The following is a 19145-nucleotide window of genomic DNA, read 5'->3' on the forward strand; positions in this document are numbered from 1 at the left end:
TCCGAAGGGTTCCATGCCGTGGATACTCCCCTGCCTGATCAAGACGTGTTCGCTGACCTTCACCCTTACCTGGACTACCTCAACGGTGCTCGTGTGCTCGTCACCGGCGGCGCGGGGCTCGTCGGCAGCCGCATCGTGCGACTGCTCGCCGCCGTCGGCGCCGACCCGGTGGTGCTGGACAACATGGATGCCTATCCCCATCCGGTCCGTGACCTTTTCGGCCTGAATGAGGGGACGAAAATCGTCCTGGGTGACGTCCGCGAAGCCGCCACCGTCCGAGCGCTGGTCAGCAGCGCCGATTACGTGATCCACGCCGCCGCCTACGCCGATGTGGCCGCCTGCACAAGAGAGCCGGCCACCGCTTTCGCCGCGAACGTTCACGGCACGCAGACCGTCCTGCAAGAGGTCCTGAACGCCCCCTCGGTGAGGAGGCTGGTGTTCATCTCTTCGGCCTCGGTTTACGGCGACGGCTCCGCCGGAACCGAGAGCGCCACCGAGTTCACCGAGGAGCGGCCCGCATGGCCGATCTCGGTGTACGCCAACTCCAAGCTGTGGGCTGAGCATCAGGTTCAGCTGATGCTCAGCGGCAGCTACACCGAGTACACCGTGCTGCGCTACTTCAGTGTCTACGGCGACCCGCAGGTGCCCAAGCCCGGCTCGCACTCCTGGATGGTCGCCTGGCTGGCCATGTCCGCCCACCTGGGCCTGCCGCTGCGGTTGAACGGTGGCGGGCACCAGGTGCGGGACATGGTGCATGTGGAGGACATCGCCCGCGCCACCGTGTTGGCACTGCTCACCGACGGGGCCGCCGGCCAAACCATCAACGTCGGCACTGGCATCGCGACATCGGTACGTCAGATCGCCGAACGCATCGCCGCCCACTACCCGTCGGCGCGACTGGTCGACGCGCCCCGCCCGTTGGGCGACCCGCTGGGCGCCTACGCCTCGACCGCCCGTAGCCGGGCCCTCCTCGGCTGGCAGCCGCGCATCACCGTCAACGACGGCATCGACCGGTACGTGCAGTGGCTGCGGGCCACCCCGGAAGCGATCCCGCCATGGCTGAAGACCAGTGCGGTCACGGCCGCCGCTTGACGGCACTTCGCCACCATCGGGCCCCGCCGAGCAGCAGTCCGCGCGGGCCCACTGGCCTCGACCACGCATCAGGTCTGAGCGTCCTCGGCCGCCACGGCGTCGCCGAATACCACCAGCTGCAGCACCTGCTGCTTGACCATCACCGATTTTCGGGAGAGGACCATGACCTCGCAAGCGCCGAACAGCGCATCGCTCAGGGAACTCGCCGAACAGCGCCTCTTGCCAGCCCACCAGATCATGGACCAGGACACCCTCAACTGGATCATCCGCAACCGGCCCACCGTAGGAGCTGCCCCCGCCCTGCCGCACCAGCCGCTTCTGCTGATGCCGGAGGCCGTCTGGTTCGCGAACCCGCTGCTCACCGACTCCATCCACGGCATCCGACATGGCGCCCGCGTCTGCGTCCTCGCGTCACTGCTCGCCCATGAGCACGGCCTGAACCGCGACGACACCGCAGCGTTGTGCACAGCCGCCGCAGTGCACGACTGCCGACGCCGCGACGACCGCGACGACCCCGAGCACGGCAAGCGGGCCGCCGACTGGTTCACCCGCAACAGCAGTACCGTAACGACCGTATTCGGCCTCCCTGTGCCCGCCCACACCGCAGCGCGGGCGGGCACAGCTATCGGTCTGCACAACATCCCCTACAGCGCGTTCACTCCAGTGGAGGTCCGCGCCTACCAGCAGGCGCGGCTGCTCGTCGACCTGCTGAAGGTCGCCGACTGCCTGGACCGCTACCGGCTGCCGCTCCAACGCTGGTGGCCCGACCCCTCGCACCTGCGGATCGTCATCCCTAGCTGGCTGCCTCCAATCGCCTGCGACCTGATGGCCCGAAGTGAACAGGCCCGGCTCGACGGCGCCACCCACCACGAAGCACTCACCCACGCCCTGCACACCCTCAGCAACGGACGGTAGAACCGCCATGCACAACGCTGAATGGGATAACGCCCATACCGACTACACCAACCCAGCCACGCGGCCCAGCCCGACTGGGCTCACCGACAGCGAAGCCGACTGGCGTCGTCTCCACCTCGACACCCCCAATGGCTGGCTGCTGCGCAGAAACGCGATGCTGCAGACGCTGACCAGTGGGCAGCCGATCCACCTGATGCACATCACCACGGCGCTGGACGCGATCCGCTCCAGCGGGCAGCTGCACGCGTCGGCCGGCTGCCTAGTGGGGGCGTTGTACTGCGCCCCACTCACCCAAGAACCCAACGGCTTCCGCCCCCACAATCTGGGCTCCTACCTGCTGGAAACGAAACACAACACCCGATCCATGATCATCGAGGTCACCCCCGATGGGCCGGTGCCCGCCAAAGGGCTCGACTATCTGCGGCTGGGCGGTATCCACCTGCGCACCTACCTCAACCGCCGTGCTTTCCTCACCGACGCCGAAAACGCCCAGCTTCGCCGGACAGTGGTGGAACGGGTCCACGCGGTGGCCGGGTTCCTCGACGTGCTGTTGGCCAACGCCTGCGGCAGTCGCACCCTGCACGTCGAGTTCATCGACCGTCTCGCCGCCGCCGTGCAGGACCTGCCGTTTCTGGGCTATCTGTACTTCGAGGTGCTGTCGGAGTATCTGATGCTCCATTCGACGACCTCCCAGACCAAGGAGTACGCCGAGGCGTCCGGGGAGATGAACAACCGCCTGGGTAAACGGCTGGCGTTCTCCGCTGTCGCCAGCATGGGCCGTCTGTTCGACTTGGCGCTCTTCGCTCCGGACCACCACCAGCTGATGCGTCTCGTCGGGCAGGTCGAACCCGGCTTAGCGCCGGGCTCGGCCGACTACGTCCGGCGTCGCCTGCCGCACCTGTTCGCCTGCCTGGCCCTCGCCCCCTCCCAGGACGCGGCGTCGGTCACCTTTCGAGACTGCGACTTCGACAGGCTCGTCGCGATCGCACCTGGCCTGCTCGGCCAGCTCGTCTTCCGTGAGACGAGACGCCTCCCGCGCTACCCGCAGCTGTTTCCCGTCTTCGAGCAGGCCAAAGCCCTGGAGGTGTACGACTACTGGAACACCCACAAGATCCCCACCCCGTTCAACGGAACGCTGCCGAAAGGAGAGATCGGTGTCAATCCGGCGTCGCCGGCGGTGGCCGGCTGCACGGTGTGGGAAGCCGAAACGTGCGAGCGGGGCCTGCTCCACCCGGTGGAACAACTCGACGTGATCTTCGTGCCTCGTCTCACCGACCTGCGCATCACCGCCCTCGGCAGAGCTGCTTTCCCTCGCGGCCACTGACCAGCATCGCCGCCTCTCTGCGCCGGGCCGCCGCCACACCGGCAGCCGCCCGTACCTGCACACCTTCACCCACCCCTTATCGGGAAGGATTCTCCTTTGCGTATCGTCCTGCTCGGTGGCGCCGGCTACCTCGGTACCGTCGCCACCCCCTATCTGACAGGACTCGGCCACCACGTCACCGCGGTCGACGGCCTGATCTACCACCGCGACGACGACCCGCAGCGACTGATGCCCACCGTCACATCCTTCGTTCACGCCGACCTGCGCGACCCTTCGGCGTTGCGCCACGCGATGACCGACGCCGATGCGGTCGTGCATCTCGGTGGCCTGGTCGGCGAACCGGCCTGCGCCGTCGACGAACGGCTGGCCGTCGAACTCAACTACGCCTCCCCCGTCATCGCCGCGAAGATCGCTGTTGCTGTCGGTGTCCCCCATTACGTGTTCTTCTCCTCCTGCAGCGCCTACGGCAGCCGTGAGGGCACCGTCGACGAAGACACTGCCCCGAACCCGTTGGGGATCTACGCCCGCACCAAAGTCCTGGCCGAACAGCGGCTGGCCTCCCTGCTGGAGGGCCGCGCCGACCTGACGGTGCTGCGGCTGGCGACCGCGTTTGGACGCTCCCCGCGTCAGCGCCTGGACTCGGTCGTCAATCGCATGACCGCCCAAGCTGTCGCAACCGGCCGTATCCCGCTCAACGGCGGCTCGCAGCGGCGCCCCCTGGTGCATGTCGCCGACGTCGCCCAGGTGCTCGCCGCCACGCTCGACACCCCCGCCGGGCAGCGAACCTTCAACGTCGGCTCCGACCGCGAGAACTTCACCATTGCCGAGATCGCCGAAACCGTCGAAGAGGCGATGCCCGGCTCACGGATCGACCGCGGCCCCGAGCGGGACGAGGCAGACGCCCGCGACTACCGGACGTCCTTCGCCCGGCTCGCGGCCGCGTTTCCCGGCGTGTGCGGTATCCGGCTGCGTGAGGGCGTGAACGAAGTCGCCGCAGCGGTGGCTACCAAGGAGGTGGGCGACCCTGACCTGCCCGAGTACGACAACTTCAAGGGCCTGGTGGCCTCCCGCGAGGCCGGGCACATCGGCGTGCTGCGGTCGGCCGAATGTGAACGCCTGTATGGCGAGTACGCGACCGCCGGTTGGAGCTCACGATGATCCACCCCGTTGAAGCGCCGTTGCTGCTGCCGTGGAACCGTCCATCGATCGGCGAGGAGGAGATCGCCGAAGTCATCGACACCCTCCGTTCGGGGTGGCTGACCCACGGCCCCAAAGCGACCAGGTTCGAGCGGGAGGTACGGGACGCGCTCGGCGTTGAGGACGCCTTTGCGGTGTCGTCATGCACCGCAGCCCTCCACCTCGCCTTCCTCGCCGCCGGCATCGGCGACGGCGACGAAGTGATCACCCCGAGCCTCACCTTCTGCTCCGCTCCGAACGCACTCCGGCAGGTCAGGGCTCGCCCCGTGTTCGTCGATGTTGAACGGGCCACGTTCAACATCGACCCGCAGGCCGCCGAAGCCGCCATCACCGACCGCACGAAAGCGATCGTGGTCATGCACTACGGCGGGCATCCCTGCGATCTGCGCGCGTTCCGCAAGCTGGCCGACGATCACGGACTCCTGCTGATCGAAGACGCCGCCCACGCCCTGCACGCCAGCCGCGACGGGCAGCGCGCTGGCAGTGTCGGTGACCTGGCAGTCTTCAGCTTCTACGCCAACAAGGTGATGACCACCGGGGAGGGCGGCATGCTGGTCGGCTTGGGCGAACTCGTCCAGAAGGCCCGTCTGCTGGGTCGGCACGGCATCGACTCGTCGGTGTGGCAGCGACACGGCACCCGCAGCACAGCCGACTACGAGGTGGTCGCCCCCGGCCTGAAGTACGTGATGTCCGACGTCACCGCAGCCATCGGCGTTCAGCAGTTCCGTAAGCTGCCCGCCTTCACTGCTCGCCGCGCCGACATCGCCGACGCCTACACCCGGGCCCTGACCGGCCTGCCGGGTCTGGCGACGCCGACTGTCCTACCCGGGGTACAGCCCGGCTGGTTCCTCTACTCGATCTTCATTGACACGAGCAACTCGCCGCTCACCCGCGACGAAGCCGCCCAGCGCCTGCTGGCCGACCACAGGATCGCGACCAGCAAGCACTTCACACCTGTCCACTCCCTGCAGTTCTACCGCGGCACCGCCACACACCCGCTGATCGTCACCGAAATCGTCGCAGCGCGGCAGCTCTCCCTGCCCTGTTACCCCAGCATGACGTCCCAGGACGTAAACCGGGTCATCGCCGCCCTTCACGCTCTCTGGCATCGCTAGCCCGGCAGGCGTCCGCCTGCGCAGTTCGCGGGCGGGCGCCACACCCGATGTTCATGTGACTGACGTTAAAACACGGCGACGCTAGGGTGAACCGCAGAAGAACCGCTACCTCGCCCATCCCTCAACAGGTCGCGCAGAGCGCTCACCGGCCGGGAGACGTGATGACCAGCCTGCAGACCACCGTCGATGTGGTGGTCCTCACGATGAACGATCGTCCCGCCGAGTGCCGACGGGCGCTGGCGTCCCTCCTCACCCAGCAGGACGTCGAACTGCGGGTGGTCATCGTGGGCAACGGCGTCGAACCCGACCACGTGCCCGCCGACGCTCACTCCGTCACCCTGCCCGTCAACGTGGGCATCCCCGAGGGCCGCAACGTCGGCGCCGACGCCCTGGCCGATCCGGGCGGCGAGTTCGTGTTCTTCCTCGACAACGACGCCGTCCTTCCCACCCCCGACATCCTGGCTCGGCTCGTCGCCGAAGCCCGATCCCACCCCGACGCCGCCTACATCCAGCCGCGCATCGCCGACCCCGACACCGGCGTCACCCTGCGCCGCTGGGTGCCCCGACTACGCGCCGGCGACGCCACCCGGCCCGGCGTCATCACTGTCATGGCCGAAGGTGTCGTCCTCGTACGCCGCGCCGACTACGAACAGGCCGGCGGCTGGCCCGGCCATTTCTTCCTCTTCCACGAAGGCATCGACCTGTCGTGGCGACTGTGGGACCTGGGCCGCACCGGCTGGTACGCGCCCGACATCGTCATCCACCACCCCGCCACCAACCCCGCCCGCCACGCCGGCTACTACCGCCTCGTCGCCCGCAACCGCGTCTGGCTCGCTTACCGGCGCCTGCCCGCCCTCCTCATCCCCGTCTACCTGACGGTCTGGACATTGCTCAGCCTCGTCCGGATCCGGTCGTGTACAAACCTCGCCATCTGGGGCACCGGCCTGTGGGAAGGACTCAAGGGCGGGCACGGGCGGCGCCAGCCGATGTCCTGGACCACCGTGCTGCGCCTGGCCCGCGCCGGCCGCCCCCCGATCGTCTGAACATCCGCCCCCGGCCGTGATGAGTCACCTGAGGCCTGCGGCGGGTATCACCACCGTCAGGGCCTGAATGACCCCAAGACGCCAGGAGACCCATGAGCAGCACATCCGACTTCGCGCGCCTGTATGCGGCTCGGGACGAGGACCTGATCGCGATCCTGGCGGCGGCCGACGCAGCGGACATCGCCCTGCACCACCCCGCGAGCGCCAGACCACAGCCACCGGCCCAGTCGACGACGTCCGGCACCTGCGAGGTGCTGTTGCTGGGAGCGCTGGGGTGCCGGTATGGGATGCTCGCCGGTGGCGCCGGCGGCCACCTGATCCGTACCGCGACCACCACTGTGCTCGTCGACCCCGGCCCGGCCGCGCTGAGCATGCTACTGCAGCTGATCGAACAAGGGCTGTTTCGCTGGTCGGAGCTGGACGCCGTCGCCGTCACTCACCTGCATCCCGACCATTACGCTGACGTGATCCCCTGTTTGGAAGGGATGGTCAGCTACTCCACCGGCGGCCGCAAACTGCTGCTGGCCAACCCGACAGCCGCAGCAAGGTTCGCCGCGTTCTCCCCGTATCACGCGGGTGATGGTGGACTGGCCGAGTTGGTCACGCTCGCGCACCCCGAGACAGACGGCCCCGGCCAGAGGTCGATCACGGTCGGGGATGTGACGCTCCACGCGGTACCGGCGGTGCACACCGAGGAGGCCGGACGCAGCCGCAGCGCGATCGGCCTGATCTACGAGAGCATCGTCGGGCACATCTGGTACACCTCCGACACCAACCTCACCGAGGCGTTACTAGGGCACGTGGCCGCGATCTGCCCAGCGCCGATCATGGTGATCGCCCACGCGGACGCCTCCAACATCGACCAGGTGCCGGGCCGAGCCGAAGCATGCCATCTGGAAACGCGGGATGTGCCCGTCATCGCCGCGACCCTGCGCCCTCGTCACGTGCTCATTCAGCACTACGACATCGCCTACTCCGCCACCGACTACCGCATCGCCCAAGCGGTGTTACTGCAAAGGCAACTCGACCGAAGTAACCTCCCCACGCGCGTGCTGCCCTCAGCCAACGGCCTGCGCCTGGTCCTGGCCGACGAGGAGATCGTCGACTACGGAGTCGTTCTGAGCAGCGACGCGGCATTTGGCGTCGCCGACTACCTCCGGAACCAGGCGTGCCTCTGAGCGGGTTGTCGCGCAGCCGCCATCATTATGGAATTGCGAGAGGATCTTCTCCTGCTCACGTCCGGACAGGTCAAGCGCGAGCTTACCCGGCTACGGTCTGCCGAGTTTCCCGCGAGAGCGATCCACTCGTCAACGAAGCCCACCGGCTTATCGCGTACTCGTTCGATCGCCACTCGCCTGCCCCAGAGAATGCCGCAGACGTCCGGCGGTATGCCTCGGTATTCAACTATCTCAGAGCAGCGGTTGTCTACAGGCGTTTCATGAGCCTCTCCGCGCAAGCACCTACGGCTTCGGTGTCATCGAAGGAATGAACCTGGGCAGACAAGCTGGCGAAAATTTCCTGAGCTTCCTCAAAGACATGTTCCTGCGCCGATGTCTCAGGGGGAGCGATGACCACCTGCAGGTCCACGTTCCTGTCGATTGTGCCGACTCGCTGATTGTTCGAGTCGATCATCCGGGCCTCATCACCCTGACGGAGTCTGTTTATGGCGTATCCCCACGCCTTGACCTGCATGGACACCCCATCCAAGCTCGATCGCCTGAACGACCATGCCTGCGTCAACTGCACCGCGCGACCGTTCCCGATCGCAAAGTCCACCATGTAGTTGACATGAGCGCCGACGAACACATGGGGACGGTGGTGTATCAACGACTCGTCGATGTCCGCACGATGGTAGACATCACGCAACCGACGAGTGAGGACGTCCTTTGTCACTCCCAGGCGGGGTTGGGTGACAGGATCAATGATCACGTGTTGGAACACGCGTTCCAGCGCCTCGCGGGCGTTGTCAGCCAGGATCGGCGTCGGCGGGCTGAGCTGAACAACGTTGCGATGGTCGTGGTGCAGCCTTTGCAACCACTCCTCGCCCAGAGGCTCGCCCCCCTCTTCCATGAGCGCACGATGCGCGTCGATGTCCGCACCAAGTTGCAGCATGAAGCTACCGGCGATCTCCAGCACGGCGACGGGCGCGAACTTGCGTATCCGGTCAGTCTTGCTGAGTTGACGGATCTCCCAGTCACCTGTGACGGGATCTCCGGCTATCGCCCCGTAGTTGACAAACTCGCCTGTGCGTGGATCGGGAAGACATCTGATGATCGAATATAGGTAACGGCTCATCTTGACTCGCCCCCACCTTCCCATAAGACAGCAGCGGTGGGCCGCCACCCGATTTTGCCATACCAAAACCTATGACCTCGACTTTTTGAATTCACCCCAGAAAAGAGCGAGTCACATCACGGCAAATCAGCATTTTTAACGGCTTCGACAAGTCAGGTCGAGAATTTCACCGATTCGGGCAAGCAACACAAACAGCAAAACAGCCGATTACATCGATGACGGCATCCCGCTGGGAAAGCAGGCCGAGGCAGGCGCATCCTTTGCCATAGGTCACAAGATCCCAACGGATCCGACGGGACCGTCAGGTGACCAGGTCGGCGACGAGTTCCAGTTGTTCCAGGCGGAGGCGGAGGGTCGGGGTGACCAGGCCGACGACGAGGGAGGTGGCGCCCGCCTCGCGGTAGGCGGCGACCCGTTCGCGGAGCTTGCCGGGCGGCCCGCACATCGTCATCGCGTCGACCAGGCCGTCGGGGAGCAGCGACATCGCCTCGCCCTGACGCCCGCCCAGGAAAGCCTCCTGGACCGCCTCAGCCTCCTTCTCGAAGCCGAGGGAGCGGGCCAGACGGTTGTAGAAGTTGGTACGGCGCGAGCCCATGCCGCCCAGATAGAGGGCGAGCATCGGCCGCATCATGTCGAAGGCGAGTTCCTCGTCGTCGTCGACGAGGGTGAGGATCATCGGGGCGACGTCGAAGCCGTCCAGGGTGCGGCCCGCCCGTGCCGCGCCGGCGCGCAGCTGGGCCGTGCGCTCGGCGAGGTGCTCGGGCGGGAAGTGGATCGCGAGCCAGCCGTCGGCCAGTTCCCCGGCGAGCGCGGTCGTCTGCGGGCCCATCGCGCCGAGATAGACGGGAAGGTGTTTCTGGACCGGGGAGACGCCCAGGGACAGCTCCTTGCCCTGCCCGCCGGGGAGCGGCAGCGTCACGGTCTCGCCCGAGTAGCTCACCGGGCGTCCGGCCAGGGCGAGACGCAGCACCGACAGGTAGTCGCGGGCGCGGGCCACCGGCCGGTCGAAACGCTCACCGTGCCAGCCCTCCACGACCTGCGGTCCCGACACGCCCACGCCCAGCCGGGCCCGGCCGCCGGAGATCTGGTCGATGGTCGCGGCCGTCATCGCCGCCACCGTGGGCTTGCGGCCCGACATCTGCAGCACGCCCGTGCCCAGCGCGATCCGTTCGGTCCGGCCCGCGATCCACGCCATCAGGCTCGCGGGGTCGGTGCCGTAGGTCTCGGCGGCCCACACCGACTCGTAGCCCAGCCTCTCGGCCTCGCGGACCAGGGTGAGGTGGTCGGCGGGGCCGAGCCCGGCACCGCCCCAGTAGCTCATGCTGTAACCGAGACGCATCCGATCTCCTCTGCGATGACGGTGGCGAGCAGGTCGGGGGTCTCCTCCGCCAGCCAGTGTGAGGCGTCGAGCTCGCGCATCGACGGCCGAAAGACGCTCTGCCTGCGCCAGCCGAGCAGCCCGCCGCGCGACATGGAGCCGTCGCGGCTGCCGTACAGGACGGTGACGGGTACGGGCAGCGGCGGCCCCTGCCGGTGCCGGTATCGGGCGAGCATCCCGAAGTCGGCGCGGAGTGCGGGTTCGAGGATCGGCCTGAGCACCTCGCGCTCGGCCACCTCCGCCGGAACCCCGCCCAGCTCGATCAGTTGGTCCCAGAACAGCCACGACGGCAGGGCAGGCAGCCTGCGCAGCAGGAGCGTGACGTCCGGCGCGGCGAAGGACCCCACGAGCAGCCGCTGGGGCCACCGCCCTCCCGGCTCGGCCGCTGGATCCGGTCCGGCGGACTCCGGTGGCGGGCCTTCTGCGCGTACGGCGGGCCCGGACGACTCCGGAGGTACGGGTCCGGACGACTTCGGGCTCACGGTCTCGGATGACCCTGGGGGTACGGTTCCGGACGGCTCGGAGGCCGGGGTGAGTTCGGTGAGGCGACGGCAGACCAGGTAGGCCAGCAGCGCGCCGCTGCAGTAGCCGAACAGCGCGTACGGCTCGCGGGCGTTCGTCAGCAGGTCGCGGGCCAGGACGTCGACCAGCGCGTCCAGGTCCTCGACGGGCGGTTCCGCCAGTCTGGCCTGGCGGCCGGGGAGGTTCACCGACCACACGTCGACCTCGTCGGGGAAACGTCCGGCCAGGTCGGTGAGCGAGGCGGGACCGCTGCCCGCGTTGGGGAAGGTGTACAGGCGGATCCGGCCCCCCTGCCGCTCCCCCACCGGTACGAACCACGGCGCGGTCATCGCGTTCCTTCCGGTGCCGAGACGCCGGACTCCGGGGAGCCCGGCCCCGCGCAGGAGGCCGGGAGCCGTACGACGGGGATGGAGGTCACGAACCCGCCCCTTCCTGGATGAACGCGGCCAGCTCGGCCGGGGTGGGATGGTCGAAGACCGCGCGGACGTTGATCGCCCGGCCCGCGAGCTCCTCCAGTGGGGCGATCAGCCGTACGGCGAGCACCGAGTGCCCCCCGTTGAGGAAGAAGTTGTCGTGCTCACCGAGTCCCGGGCGGCGCAGTGCCTCCCGCCAGAGCCGCAGCACCCCCTCGGCGAGTTCCGAGCTCGCCGGGGCACGGGGGGCGGACGGGGAGGCGTCCTCGGGGACGGTGAGCCCCCGATAGTCGATCTTGCCGTTCGCGGTCGTCGGGAACTCGCCGGCCAGGACGATCCCCGAGGGGACCGCGTAGTCCGGCAGCCGCGTCCCCGCGTACCTCCACAGCTCCTCCCGCAGCGCGGCCTCGGTCTCCCCGTCGGGCGGGTCCGTGGGCTGCACGAACGCCACCAGCCGCTCGTCGTGGACGATGACGGCCGCGACCTTGACGGCGTCGTGGTGGTGCAGCACCGCCTCGATCTCGCCCAGCTCGATGCGGTGTCCGCGCAGCTTGATCTGGCGGTCGTCGCGGCCGAGGAGTTCCAGGGTCGCGTCGTGCCTGAGCCTGGCCATGTCCCCTGTCCGGTAGAAGCGCCCGTGGCGGGGATGTTCGCCGAACCGCTCCGCGGTCAGCTCAGGACGGTTGACGTACCCTGCGCTCACCCCGTCGCCCGCCACGCACAGTTCGCCGGGCACGCCCGGCGGGGCCTCGCGTCCGTCGGCGTCCCTGACGAAGATCCGGGTGTTGGCGAGCGGCACCCCGATCGGCACCGGATCGGCCGGGGGGCCGAGGATCTCGGCGGCGGTGGACCAGATGGTCGTCTCGGTCGGCCCGTAGACGTTGAACAACCGGCAGCCCAGGCCCAGCAGGTCCGTGGCGAGCGCGGCCGGCATGGGCTCTCCGCCACAGAGCACGACGCGCCCGGCCAGCTCGTCGCGCGCCTCGGGGGCGATGAGCCGCCACGCCGTCGGGGTGGCCTGCACGACGCGTACGTCCCGTGCCGCGATGAGTTCCAGGAACCTGCGCGGCTGCAGCTGGTCGTCGTCGGAGGCGACGACCAGGGTGCCGCCGACGGTGAGCGGGAGCATCAGCTCCAGGGCCGAGATGTCGAAGGAGGTCGTGGTGGACCACAGCACCGCGTCGGCCGCGCCCGCTCCCAGCCGGTCGGCGAAGTCGAGGACGAGGTTGGCCAGGTTGCCGTGGGTGACGGCCACTCCCTTGGGCCTGCCGGTGGACCCCGAGGTGTAGATCACGTAGGCGATCGACTCCCCGGAGATCGTCGCGGAGACCTCGGCCGCGTCCAGCGGTCTTCGCGACCCCTGATCCGCCTCGGCGCCGGACGCGAGGGCCTGCGGCATGGGGAGCACGGGCGTCTCCCCCGCCCAGGGAGCCTCGGAGTCGGCGACGACCAGGCGGGCACCGCAGTCCTCCACCTGGTAGGCCAGGCGCAGCTCGGGCTGGTGCGGGTCCAGCGGCAGGTAGGCGGCTCCGGCCGCCCAGACGCCGAGCACGGCGGCGACCATCTCCGCCGAACGGCTCAGGCCGAGCGCCACGATGTCGCCGGGGCCCGCGCCGTGCGCGACGAGGGTGTCCCGCACGGAGGCCGCCCAGTCGAGCAGCTCGCCGTAGGTGACCTCTCGGTCGCCGTCACGGATCGCCGTCACGGTGCGAGGCTCGCGGGTGGCCTCCGGATCGCCGTCACCGATGACCGCCTGGGCATCGCTCCCGCGCACGACCTCCGGGAGACCGTCACGGGTCACCGCCCCGGCACCGCTCTCGCGAACGACCCCGGGCAGACCGTCACGGATCACCGCCCCGGCACCGCGCTCGCGGCCGACCTGCCCGTCGCCGATTTCGAGGCTCCCGGTGCGGGTGACGATCCGCTCCAGCAGCGTGGCCGGTCCTTCCCAGGTCCGCGCGGTGTCGTTGAGCCGGTCGAGCAGTCGCCGGTCGTCCGCCGAGAGGGAGTCCAGCTCCCGCTGGGGCCGGTGCGCGTCCTTCGCGGCCCGCCGCAGCAGCGCGGTCATCCGCGCGACGAACGCGGCGATCTCTGCCTCGTCGTGGACCTCCGTGCTGTGCCAGACCCTGAGCGTGAGCCTGCCGGGCTCCTGCACCGCGATGCACTGCAGGTCCAGGCGGCTGCGGTCGAACAGGTCCTCGACGTACTCGGGGACGGAGCCCAGGATGCTCACCTGGTCGTCGGTCCACGGCCGGTAGTTGAACATGTGCCGGAACAGCGGCACCCTCCAGTCGCCGGTGCCGTGCCCGCGCTCGACCAGCACCGCCTCCACCGAGGCGTCCGCGTGCTCTACGCCCTCGAAGAAGACGTCCTCGACCCGTCTGACCAGGGCCGCGAACCCCTCCTCCGGATCGGCGCGCACCCGGATCGGCAGGGTGCTGACGCCGTAGCCGACATGTCCGCGCATCGCGGCCGTCCTGGTGGTGACCGGCATCGCGGCCACCAGCTCGGGACCGGCGCCGTGCGCGCGCAGGGTGAGCATGAACGCGGCGGCGAGCACGATGTTGTCGGTGGTGCGCAGGCCGGTTCGCAGCGTGTCGAGCGCCCGGCGCGTGTCCGCGTCCACCTCCCAGGAGCAGGTGTGCCCGGCGAAGGTGGGCCGGGCGGGCGACGGCCTGCTGCCGGGGAGCACCATCGCGGCCGGGTCGACGTCCCCGAGCCTGTCGAGCCAGTAGTCCAGCGACTCCCGGGAGGCCGCTTTGGGCTCCAGCATGGGCGCGGTGCCCGCGAGCGCGGCGGGGAGCGGCTCCTGGCTCGTCTGCGCGTCGTAGAAACCGCCCAGTTCCTCGACGAGGAACTGCATCGAGGTGGCGTCGATCACGATGTGGTGCGCGACCAGGCAGACCACGCTCCCGCCGCCGTCGGGCAGCGCGAAGTGCCCGGCCCGAAAGAGCAGGTCACGGCCCAGGTCGAAGGGTTCGTCCAGGAACCTCTGCAGGTCGGCGACGAGCGTCTCCGGCGTGGTCTCGCCGTTCACCAGCTTGATCTGCGCGTCCTTCGGGGCGGTGAGGTGCCGTACGGGCGCGCCGTCCACCTCGGGAAACCGCAGGCGCAGCGCCGGGTGCCGCTTGAGCAGGCGGTTCACCGCGATCTGCAGCGGGAGCCTGCGCAGCGGCTGCCGGGTCCTGAACGCCACCGCCAGGTTGGACACCCCGCTCGACCCGGCGAGCTGCTCCAGCACCCAGAACGAGTACGGGACCGCCTCGGGCCTGCGCAGTGGCTCCGCGGGCTCCGGCAGGCCCTCGGGGAGCCGTGACGCGCTCTCGCGTTCCCGCGCCTCGGGAGCCGGCGACGCATTCCCGCGTTCCCGCACTTCGGGAGCCGGTACGGGAACGGGCGTCACCTCGGCGGGGCGGTGCCCGCCGGGGACGGGCAGTCGCTGCAGAGGGTGGTCGGGGTCGAGCGCGACCCAGTCCACCGGACAGCCGAGCGTCCACAGCCGCGCGAGCGCCGTGAGCAGACCCCGGCGGTCGTCCCCGCAACGGATCGTCTCCTCGCCCGGCGATATTCCCGCCGTCCCTGCCGTCCCCGTCCCCGCCGCACCGAGCAGGAGGGACGGCGCGCCTCGTGCGCCACCGGCCTTCGGTCCCGCTCCCGCCTCGGACGAGGGGTCCTGCCCCGCGACCGTCCCGCGACGGGCCTCCACCTCGTGGAAGGCGTGTCCCGGCACCCGCTCCGGCGCCGCGTCGGCGGCGGCCACCCGGGCGATCGCCTCGTCCAGTTCGAGCGTTCCCGAGAAGGCGGCGGCGGTGAGTTCTCCGACCCCCTCCCCCGTGCACCCTCCGGGGGTGACACCCCAGCCGGTCAGGGTGGCCGCCAGGGAGTAGGTGACCGCGAACGTCACCGGGTCGTCGTCGCGCTCCCCGGCGAGCCAGGCGTCGCAGAAGTCGACGCCGTGCCGCTCGAAAGCCTCCAGGCAGATGTCCATCGTCTCGCTGAACAGCCGCTCGACCCCGTACAGCGAGGCCCCCAGCCGACCGGCGCCGCCGGCGGGGAAGACGAACCGCACACCCGTCCAGGCCGCGTCGCGGGAAGGCGGCTCATGCCCGGCCGTTTCCTCGGCAGAGGCCGTCCGCGCGGCGGCGAGGGCGGCGGACGCCTCGGCGGGGGTGGTCGCGACGATCGCGCCCCGTACGGGATGCGGGGTGCGGCCCCGCTGGAGGACGGCCACGGCGTCGGCGAACCGGTCGGGGGCGAGGGTGGCGAAGAATCCCGCCAGGCCTTCCCGTACGGCGTCGGCCTCCTGTCGGTGCCGTCCCGACCAGGCGACGACGCGGGGCCGGTGGTCCGCGGGGAGGTGGACCGGCGGGAAGCCGTCCTTCACCGTCAACGGATCACGCGGACGCGCGGTCGGTCCGCCTGTCGGCGATCGGCCGCCGGGCCCGCTGCGGGCGGGACCGGTGCCGGGCCGGGAAGCGGTCATCGGGCCGGTCGCTGTGCCAACGCCCCGGTCGGTCACCGAGACGGTCGCTGTGTCGGCGACCCGGTCGGTCACCGGGGTGGTCGCCATGTCGGCGACCACGTCGAGAGCCGGATCGGCACCCGGGTCGGTCGTCGTCTCGATCACGGCGCGTACGAGGTCGCCGTCGAGGAGGGCGTCGTCCAGGCGCCTGAGCGCGATCGCGGTTCCCCGTTCCGCGACGGCGCCGAGGCTCGGCCCCGAGACGGTGATCGCGAGGTCGCAGATCCCCAGGGCGAGGGCGAGGCAGGCGGCCTCGGCCGTGTCGTGGACGGCGAGCACGCCCGGTGGGCGCGCGGGGTCGTGTCCGGCGTTCTCCATCGTGGCCTCGACGACCTCGATCGGGACGGGACCGGGAGAGAGCGGGGCACGCGGGCCCATACCGATCACCGCGATCGGCGCGGTCCTCGTCACCGAGACGACCCGCCGTCCCTGCGGATACGGGCGCGCACATCCCTGCGGCTGCCTCCCGTGGGGCGCGGGCGCGCGGGTTCGCTCCTGACGGGTTCCTGCGCGCCCGCGACGAGGCGGCTGAGCGCCCGTACGTTCGGCCGGGCGAACATCGCGGTGACCGGGATGTCGATACCGAGCGCCCCGGTGATGTCCGCGTGCAGCTCGACCAGCGCCATCGAGTTGAGCCCGGCTTCGAAGAAGTTCTCGTCGGGGTCGACCGTCCGGCCCAGGCGGGCCTCGATCATTCCCGCGACCGTGTCGGCGGCCGACACCCGCTGCCCCGGGCGACCCGGTTGGCCTGGAGGCCGCCCCTCGTCCTCCTCGTGTTGCCGCTCCGCTCCCACCGGCCGACTGCCCTGGATCATCCGGCGCCTTTCGTGAAATTTGTCTGGTTCACCGGGCAGCCCCTTTTCGGGCATGCCGTGCACCGATCTTCTGACACCTATTCGGACACGACAAGAGCGTATTTTTCGGCTTTTTTGGATCGCCGAACGCGTGGAAGACCCCGGAAACGCGTACGGCCACCGCCGAAGCGGTGGCCGTACGCGTTTTCGCGGATCGGGTGAGGATCAGGCGGGGTTGGAGACCGCCGCCCCGATGGTGTGCACGCGCAGGGCGTTGGTGGAGCCGGCGGTGCCGGGAGGCGAACCGGCGACGATGACGACCTTGTCACCCTTCTCCAGGCGGGAGTTGGCGAGCAGCGAGGCCTCCACCTGACGGACCATGTCGTCGGTGTGGTGGACGAACGGCACCTCGAAGGTCTCCACACCCCAGGTCAGCGCGAGCTGGTTGCGGACGTGGCGGGCGGAGGTGAACGCGAGCAGCGGGATCGGCGAGCGGTAGCGGGCCAGACGGCGGGCCGTCTCACCGGACATGGTGAACGCCACCAGCGCCTTGGCGCCGACGATCGCCCCGACCTCCGCCGCGGCACGGGCGATCGCGCCACCGGTGGTCTCGGGCAGCCGGTCGAGGCTGTGCGTGGCCTGCAGGGAGCTCTTCTCCGCGGTCGTGGCGATGCGGCTCATCGTCTCGACGACCTCGATGGGGTAGTTGCCGACCGAGGTCTCCCCGGAGAGCATGACCGCGTCGGCGCCGTCCATGACGGCGTAGGCGACGTCGGAGGCCTCGGCGCGGGTGGGACGCGGAGAGGTGATCATCGAGTCCAGCATCTGGGTGGCGACGATGACCGGGCGGGCCTTCTCGCGGCAGAGCTCGATGGCACGCCTCTGGACGATGGGCACCTCCTCCAGCGGCAGCTCGACACCGAGGTCACCGCGGGCGACCATGATGCCGTCGAAGGCCTCGATGATCTCCGGGAGCCGCTCCACGGCCTGCGGCTTCTCGATCTTGGCGAGCAGCGGGAGGCGGATGCCCTCCTGCTCCATGATGTTTCGCACCACGTCGGCGTCGGAGGGACGCCTGACGAAGGAGAGGGCGACCAGGTCGAAGCCGGCGCGCAGCGCCCAGCGCAGGTCGGTCTCGTCCTTGTCGGTCAGGACGGGGGCGCTGACGTTCACGCCGGGGAGGTTGAGGCCCTTGTTGTCGGAGATCATGCCACCGACGACCACGCGGGTCGTGACGCGCTGGCCGTCGACCCGGGTCACCTCCAGCCGGACGCGGCCGTCGTCGACCAGGATGCTGTCGCCGGGGCTGACGTCCTTGGGAAGCCCCAGATAGGACGTGGAGACCTGGTCACGGTCGCCGGGGACCTCCTCGGTGGTGATCGTGAAGACGTCACCGAAGCCGAGACGGACGGGACCTTCCTCGAACTTACCGACCCGGATCTTGGGGCCTTGGAGGTCGGCCAGCAGACCTACGCCACGCCCGAGCTCGGCGGCCGCCTCCCTCAACCTGTCGTAAACCTCCCTGTGCAGCTCGTGGCTGCCGTGGCTGAGGTTGAAACGGGCCACGTCCATCCCGGCCGCGATGAGTTCGCGGAGGCGTTCGGGAGATGAGGTGGCGGGGCCGAGAGTGCAGACGATTTTCGCGCGACGAGTCACGGATCCCACCCTAATTGGTACAGACCACTTGGTCGCGACGTTAGCCGTAGCGCCGATGAAAAATTCGGTGACACAAAGCCACCTAGCATGAACGGCAGGTTACGAATCGTCCCTCGCGCTCACTCCTGAGGTCAGCCGTCCCAGGAGTACGGGGCACCCGCGAGCGTGCCCCGAGCCTGGTCGGTCATCGGGGCACCGGACCGATCACGACTTCCGAGCGGTCACCGCGCCTCCGCGTCGGCCGCCCGGAGTTTCGAGACGGTCACCGCGCCTCCGCCTCGGCAACGGCGGCTTCGGGCCGAGCGCCGGAACCCCGGACCGGCCGGTGGATTCCCGGGTCAGTCGCGGACGATCTCCTCCGCGACCAGCCCGGCGCCGATGCCCAGCAGCCAGACGTCCTTGGCGACGGCGATGCCCTGCTGTGAGGGACGCAGGCTGCCCTCCTCCCGCAGTCCCGGCGTCTTGAGGTAGAGGCCGAGCAGCCCTCCGGCGAAGGCGGTCAGCGCGGCGCCCGCCAGCAGCGGCGGCACCACGGGGACCAGCAGGGCGGTACCGAGGGTGATCTCCGCCGTGGAGAGCAGCCTCGTGAACTTCACCGAGTCCATGTCCTTGAGGAACGGGTAGGTCCCGGAGGCCATCCCGTGTAATCCCTTCGCGCTCTCCTCCCCCGCGGTTCTCTTGGTCAGTCCCGAATTCAGAATGATCAAACCGGCGGCGATCCGGGGCGGAAGCTGGTGCGGACGCGACAGGAACCTCATATGAGTCCTTTCTGCGTGGAGAACCCGCCTTCAGGCGCGAGGAGGAAGCCGATGATCCTCACGGTGACAAGAGCGACGGGATGGAACCGGAGTCGTTCTTCTTCCCCCTTTCGTCCCCTTC

At 69.5% G+C, this 19145-nt stretch carries 15 protein-coding genes; 7 read left to right on the forward strand and 8 right to left on the reverse strand.

Annotated features, from left to right (window positions below; translation table 11 throughout):
• Nucleotides 1-45: 45 nt before the first annotated feature.
• The gene (locus ACFY3V_RS01005; RefSeq protein ID WP_389768742.1) at nt 46-1092 is read left to right on the forward strand and encodes an NAD-dependent epimerase/dehydratase family protein; all 1047 of its coding nucleotides are present in this window, start codon (nt 46-48) and stop codon (nt 1090-1092) included.
• Nucleotides 1093-1160: 68 nt separating this feature from the next.
• Here the strand turns inward: ACFY3V_RS01005 and ACFY3V_RS01010 are convergent, their stop codons facing one another.
• The gene (locus ACFY3V_RS01010; protein WP_389768745.1) at nt 1161-1331 is read right to left on the reverse strand and encodes a hypothetical protein; all 171 of its coding nucleotides are present in this window, start codon (nt 1329-1331) and stop codon (nt 1161-1163) included.
• On the opposite strand from ACFY3V_RS01010, the gene ACFY3V_RS01015 reads away from it, so the two are divergent.
• The 6 genes from ACFY3V_RS01015 (at nt 1330) to ACFY3V_RS01040 (ending at nt 7864) form a co-directional block, all read left to right on the forward strand.
• Nucleotides 1330-2007, forward strand: coding sequence for a hypothetical protein (locus ACFY3V_RS01015; RefSeq protein ID WP_389768748.1), 678 nt, complete (start codon nt 1330-1332; stop codon nt 2005-2007). The genes ACFY3V_RS01010 and ACFY3V_RS01015 overlap by 2 nt on opposite strands.
• A 7-nt stretch (nt 2008-2014) precedes the next feature.
• Complete coding sequence (locus tag ACFY3V_RS01020; protein WP_389768751.1) at nt 2015-3331, forward strand: hypothetical protein; 1317 nt, start codon at nt 2015-2017, stop codon at nt 3329-3331.
• A gap of 96 nt (nt 3332-3427) precedes the next feature.
• On the forward strand, nt 3428-4489 hold the full coding sequence (locus ACFY3V_RS01025; RefSeq protein WP_389768754.1) for an NAD-dependent epimerase/dehydratase family protein: 1062 nt from the start codon (nt 3428-3430) through the stop codon (nt 4487-4489).
• On the forward strand, nt 4486-5643 hold the full coding sequence (locus tag ACFY3V_RS01030; RefSeq protein ID WP_389768757.1) for a DegT/DnrJ/EryC1/StrS family aminotransferase: 1158 nt from the start codon (nt 4486-4488) through the stop codon (nt 5641-5643). Before ACFY3V_RS01025 ends, ACFY3V_RS01030 begins: the two co-directional genes overlap by 4 nt.
• Before the next feature lie 161 nt (nt 5644-5804).
• Nucleotides 5805-6686: a glycosyltransferase family 2 protein gene (locus tag ACFY3V_RS01035; RefSeq protein ID WP_389768760.1), complete on the forward strand. Its 882-nt coding sequence runs from the start codon at nt 5805-5807 to the stop codon at nt 6684-6686.
• 92 nt (nt 6687-6778) lie between these two features.
• The gene (locus ACFY3V_RS01040) at nt 6779-7864 is read left to right on the forward strand and encodes an MBL fold metallo-hydrolase (protein ID WP_389768763.1); all 1086 of its coding nucleotides are present in this window, start codon (nt 6779-6781) and stop codon (nt 7862-7864) included.
• A 247-nt stretch (nt 7865-8111) separates the two neighbouring features.
• Here the strand turns inward: ACFY3V_RS01040 and ACFY3V_RS01045 are convergent, their stop codons facing one another.
• The 7 genes from ACFY3V_RS01045 to ACFY3V_RS01075 form a co-directional block, all read right to left on the reverse strand.
• A complete protein-coding gene (locus tag ACFY3V_RS01045) occupies nt 8112-8981 on the reverse strand; it encodes a DUF3037 domain-containing protein (protein ID WP_389768766.1) in 870 nt (289 codons plus the stop codon).
• Between the two features lie 301 nt (nt 8982-9282).
• On the reverse strand, nt 9283-10320 hold the full coding sequence (locus tag ACFY3V_RS01050) for an LLM class F420-dependent oxidoreductase (RefSeq protein WP_362895279.1): 1038 nt from the start codon (nt 10318-10320) through the stop codon (nt 9283-9285).
• Entirely contained in the window at nt 10299-11210 is a 912-nt protein-coding gene (locus ACFY3V_RS01055; RefSeq protein WP_389768769.1) for a thioesterase II family protein, read from the reverse strand. The genes ACFY3V_RS01050 and ACFY3V_RS01055 overlap by 22 nt, the downstream gene beginning before the upstream one ends.
• A gap of 85 nt (nt 11211-11295) precedes the next feature.
• The gene (locus ACFY3V_RS01060; protein WP_389768772.1) at nt 11296-16227 is read right to left on the reverse strand and encodes an amino acid adenylation domain-containing protein; all 4932 of its coding nucleotides are present in this window, start codon (nt 16225-16227) and stop codon (nt 11296-11298) included.
• Complete coding sequence (locus tag ACFY3V_RS01065; RefSeq protein ID WP_362895285.1) at nt 16224-16631, reverse strand: acyl carrier protein; 408 nt, start codon at nt 16629-16631, stop codon at nt 16224-16226. The genes ACFY3V_RS01060 and ACFY3V_RS01065 overlap by 4 nt, the downstream gene beginning before the upstream one ends.
• A 204-nt stretch (nt 16632-16835) precedes the next feature.
• Nucleotides 16836-18266 (reverse strand): pyruvate kinase, encoded by a 1431-nt coding sequence (pyk, locus tag ACFY3V_RS01070; protein ID WP_350948176.1) that lies wholly within the window; start codon nt 18264-18266, stop codon nt 16836-16838.
• A gap of 338 nt (nt 18267-18604) precedes the next feature.
• Nucleotides 18605-19024: a hypothetical protein gene (locus ACFY3V_RS01075; RefSeq protein ID WP_350948175.1), complete on the reverse strand. Its 420-nt coding sequence runs from the start codon at nt 19022-19024 to the stop codon at nt 18605-18607.
• Between the last annotated feature and the right edge of the window lie 121 nt (nt 19025-19145).

The sequence above is a fragment of the Streptosporangium sp. NPDC000095 genome (assembly GCF_042899335.1).
Classification (GTDB): domain Bacteria; phylum Actinomycetota; class Actinomycetes; order Streptosporangiales; family Streptosporangiaceae; genus Streptosporangium.

Excerpts from the sequence above, each read along its gene's own strand:
- ACFY3V_RS01045 (WP_389768766.1), bottom strand. The coding sequence starts at position 8,981 with ATGAGCCGTTACCTATATTCGATCATCAGATGTCTTCCCGATCCACGC.
- ACFY3V_RS01075 (WP_350948175.1), bottom strand. The coding sequence starts at position 19,024 with ATGAGGTTCCTGTCGCGTCCGCACCAGCTTCCGCCCCGGATCGCCGCC.
- ACFY3V_RS01035 (WP_389768760.1), top strand. The coding sequence starts at position 5,805 with ATGACCAGCCTGCAGACCACCGTCGATGTGGTGGTCCTCACGATGAAC.
- ACFY3V_RS01050 (WP_362895279.1), bottom strand. The coding sequence starts at position 10,320 with ATGCGTCTCGGTTACAGCATGAGCTACTGGGGCGGTGCCGGGCTCGGC.
- ACFY3V_RS01020 (WP_389768751.1), top strand. The coding sequence starts at position 2,015 with ATGCACAACGCTGAATGGGATAACGCCCATACCGACTACACCAACCCA.
- ACFY3V_RS01015 (WP_389768748.1), top strand. The coding sequence starts at position 1,330 with ATGGACCAGGACACCCTCAACTGGATCATCCGCAACCGGCCCACCGTA.
- ACFY3V_RS01040 (WP_389768763.1), top strand. The coding sequence starts at position 6,779 with ATGAGCAGCACATCCGACTTCGCGCGCCTGTATGCGGCTCGGGACGAG.
- ACFY3V_RS01065 (WP_362895285.1), bottom strand. The coding sequence starts at position 16,631 with ATGATCCAGGGCAGTCGGCCGGTGGGAGCGGAGCGGCAACACGAGGAG.
- ACFY3V_RS01010 (WP_389768745.1), bottom strand. The coding sequence starts at position 1,331 with ATGATCTGGTGGGCTGGCAAGAGGCGCTGTTCGGCGAGTTCCCTGAGC.
- ACFY3V_RS01055 (WP_389768769.1), bottom strand. The coding sequence starts at position 11,210 with ATGACCGCGCCGTGGTTCGTACCGGTGGGGGAGCGGCAGGGGGGCCGG.
- ACFY3V_RS01030 (WP_389768757.1), top strand. The coding sequence starts at position 4,486 with ATGATCCACCCCGTTGAAGCGCCGTTGCTGCTGCCGTGGAACCGTCCA.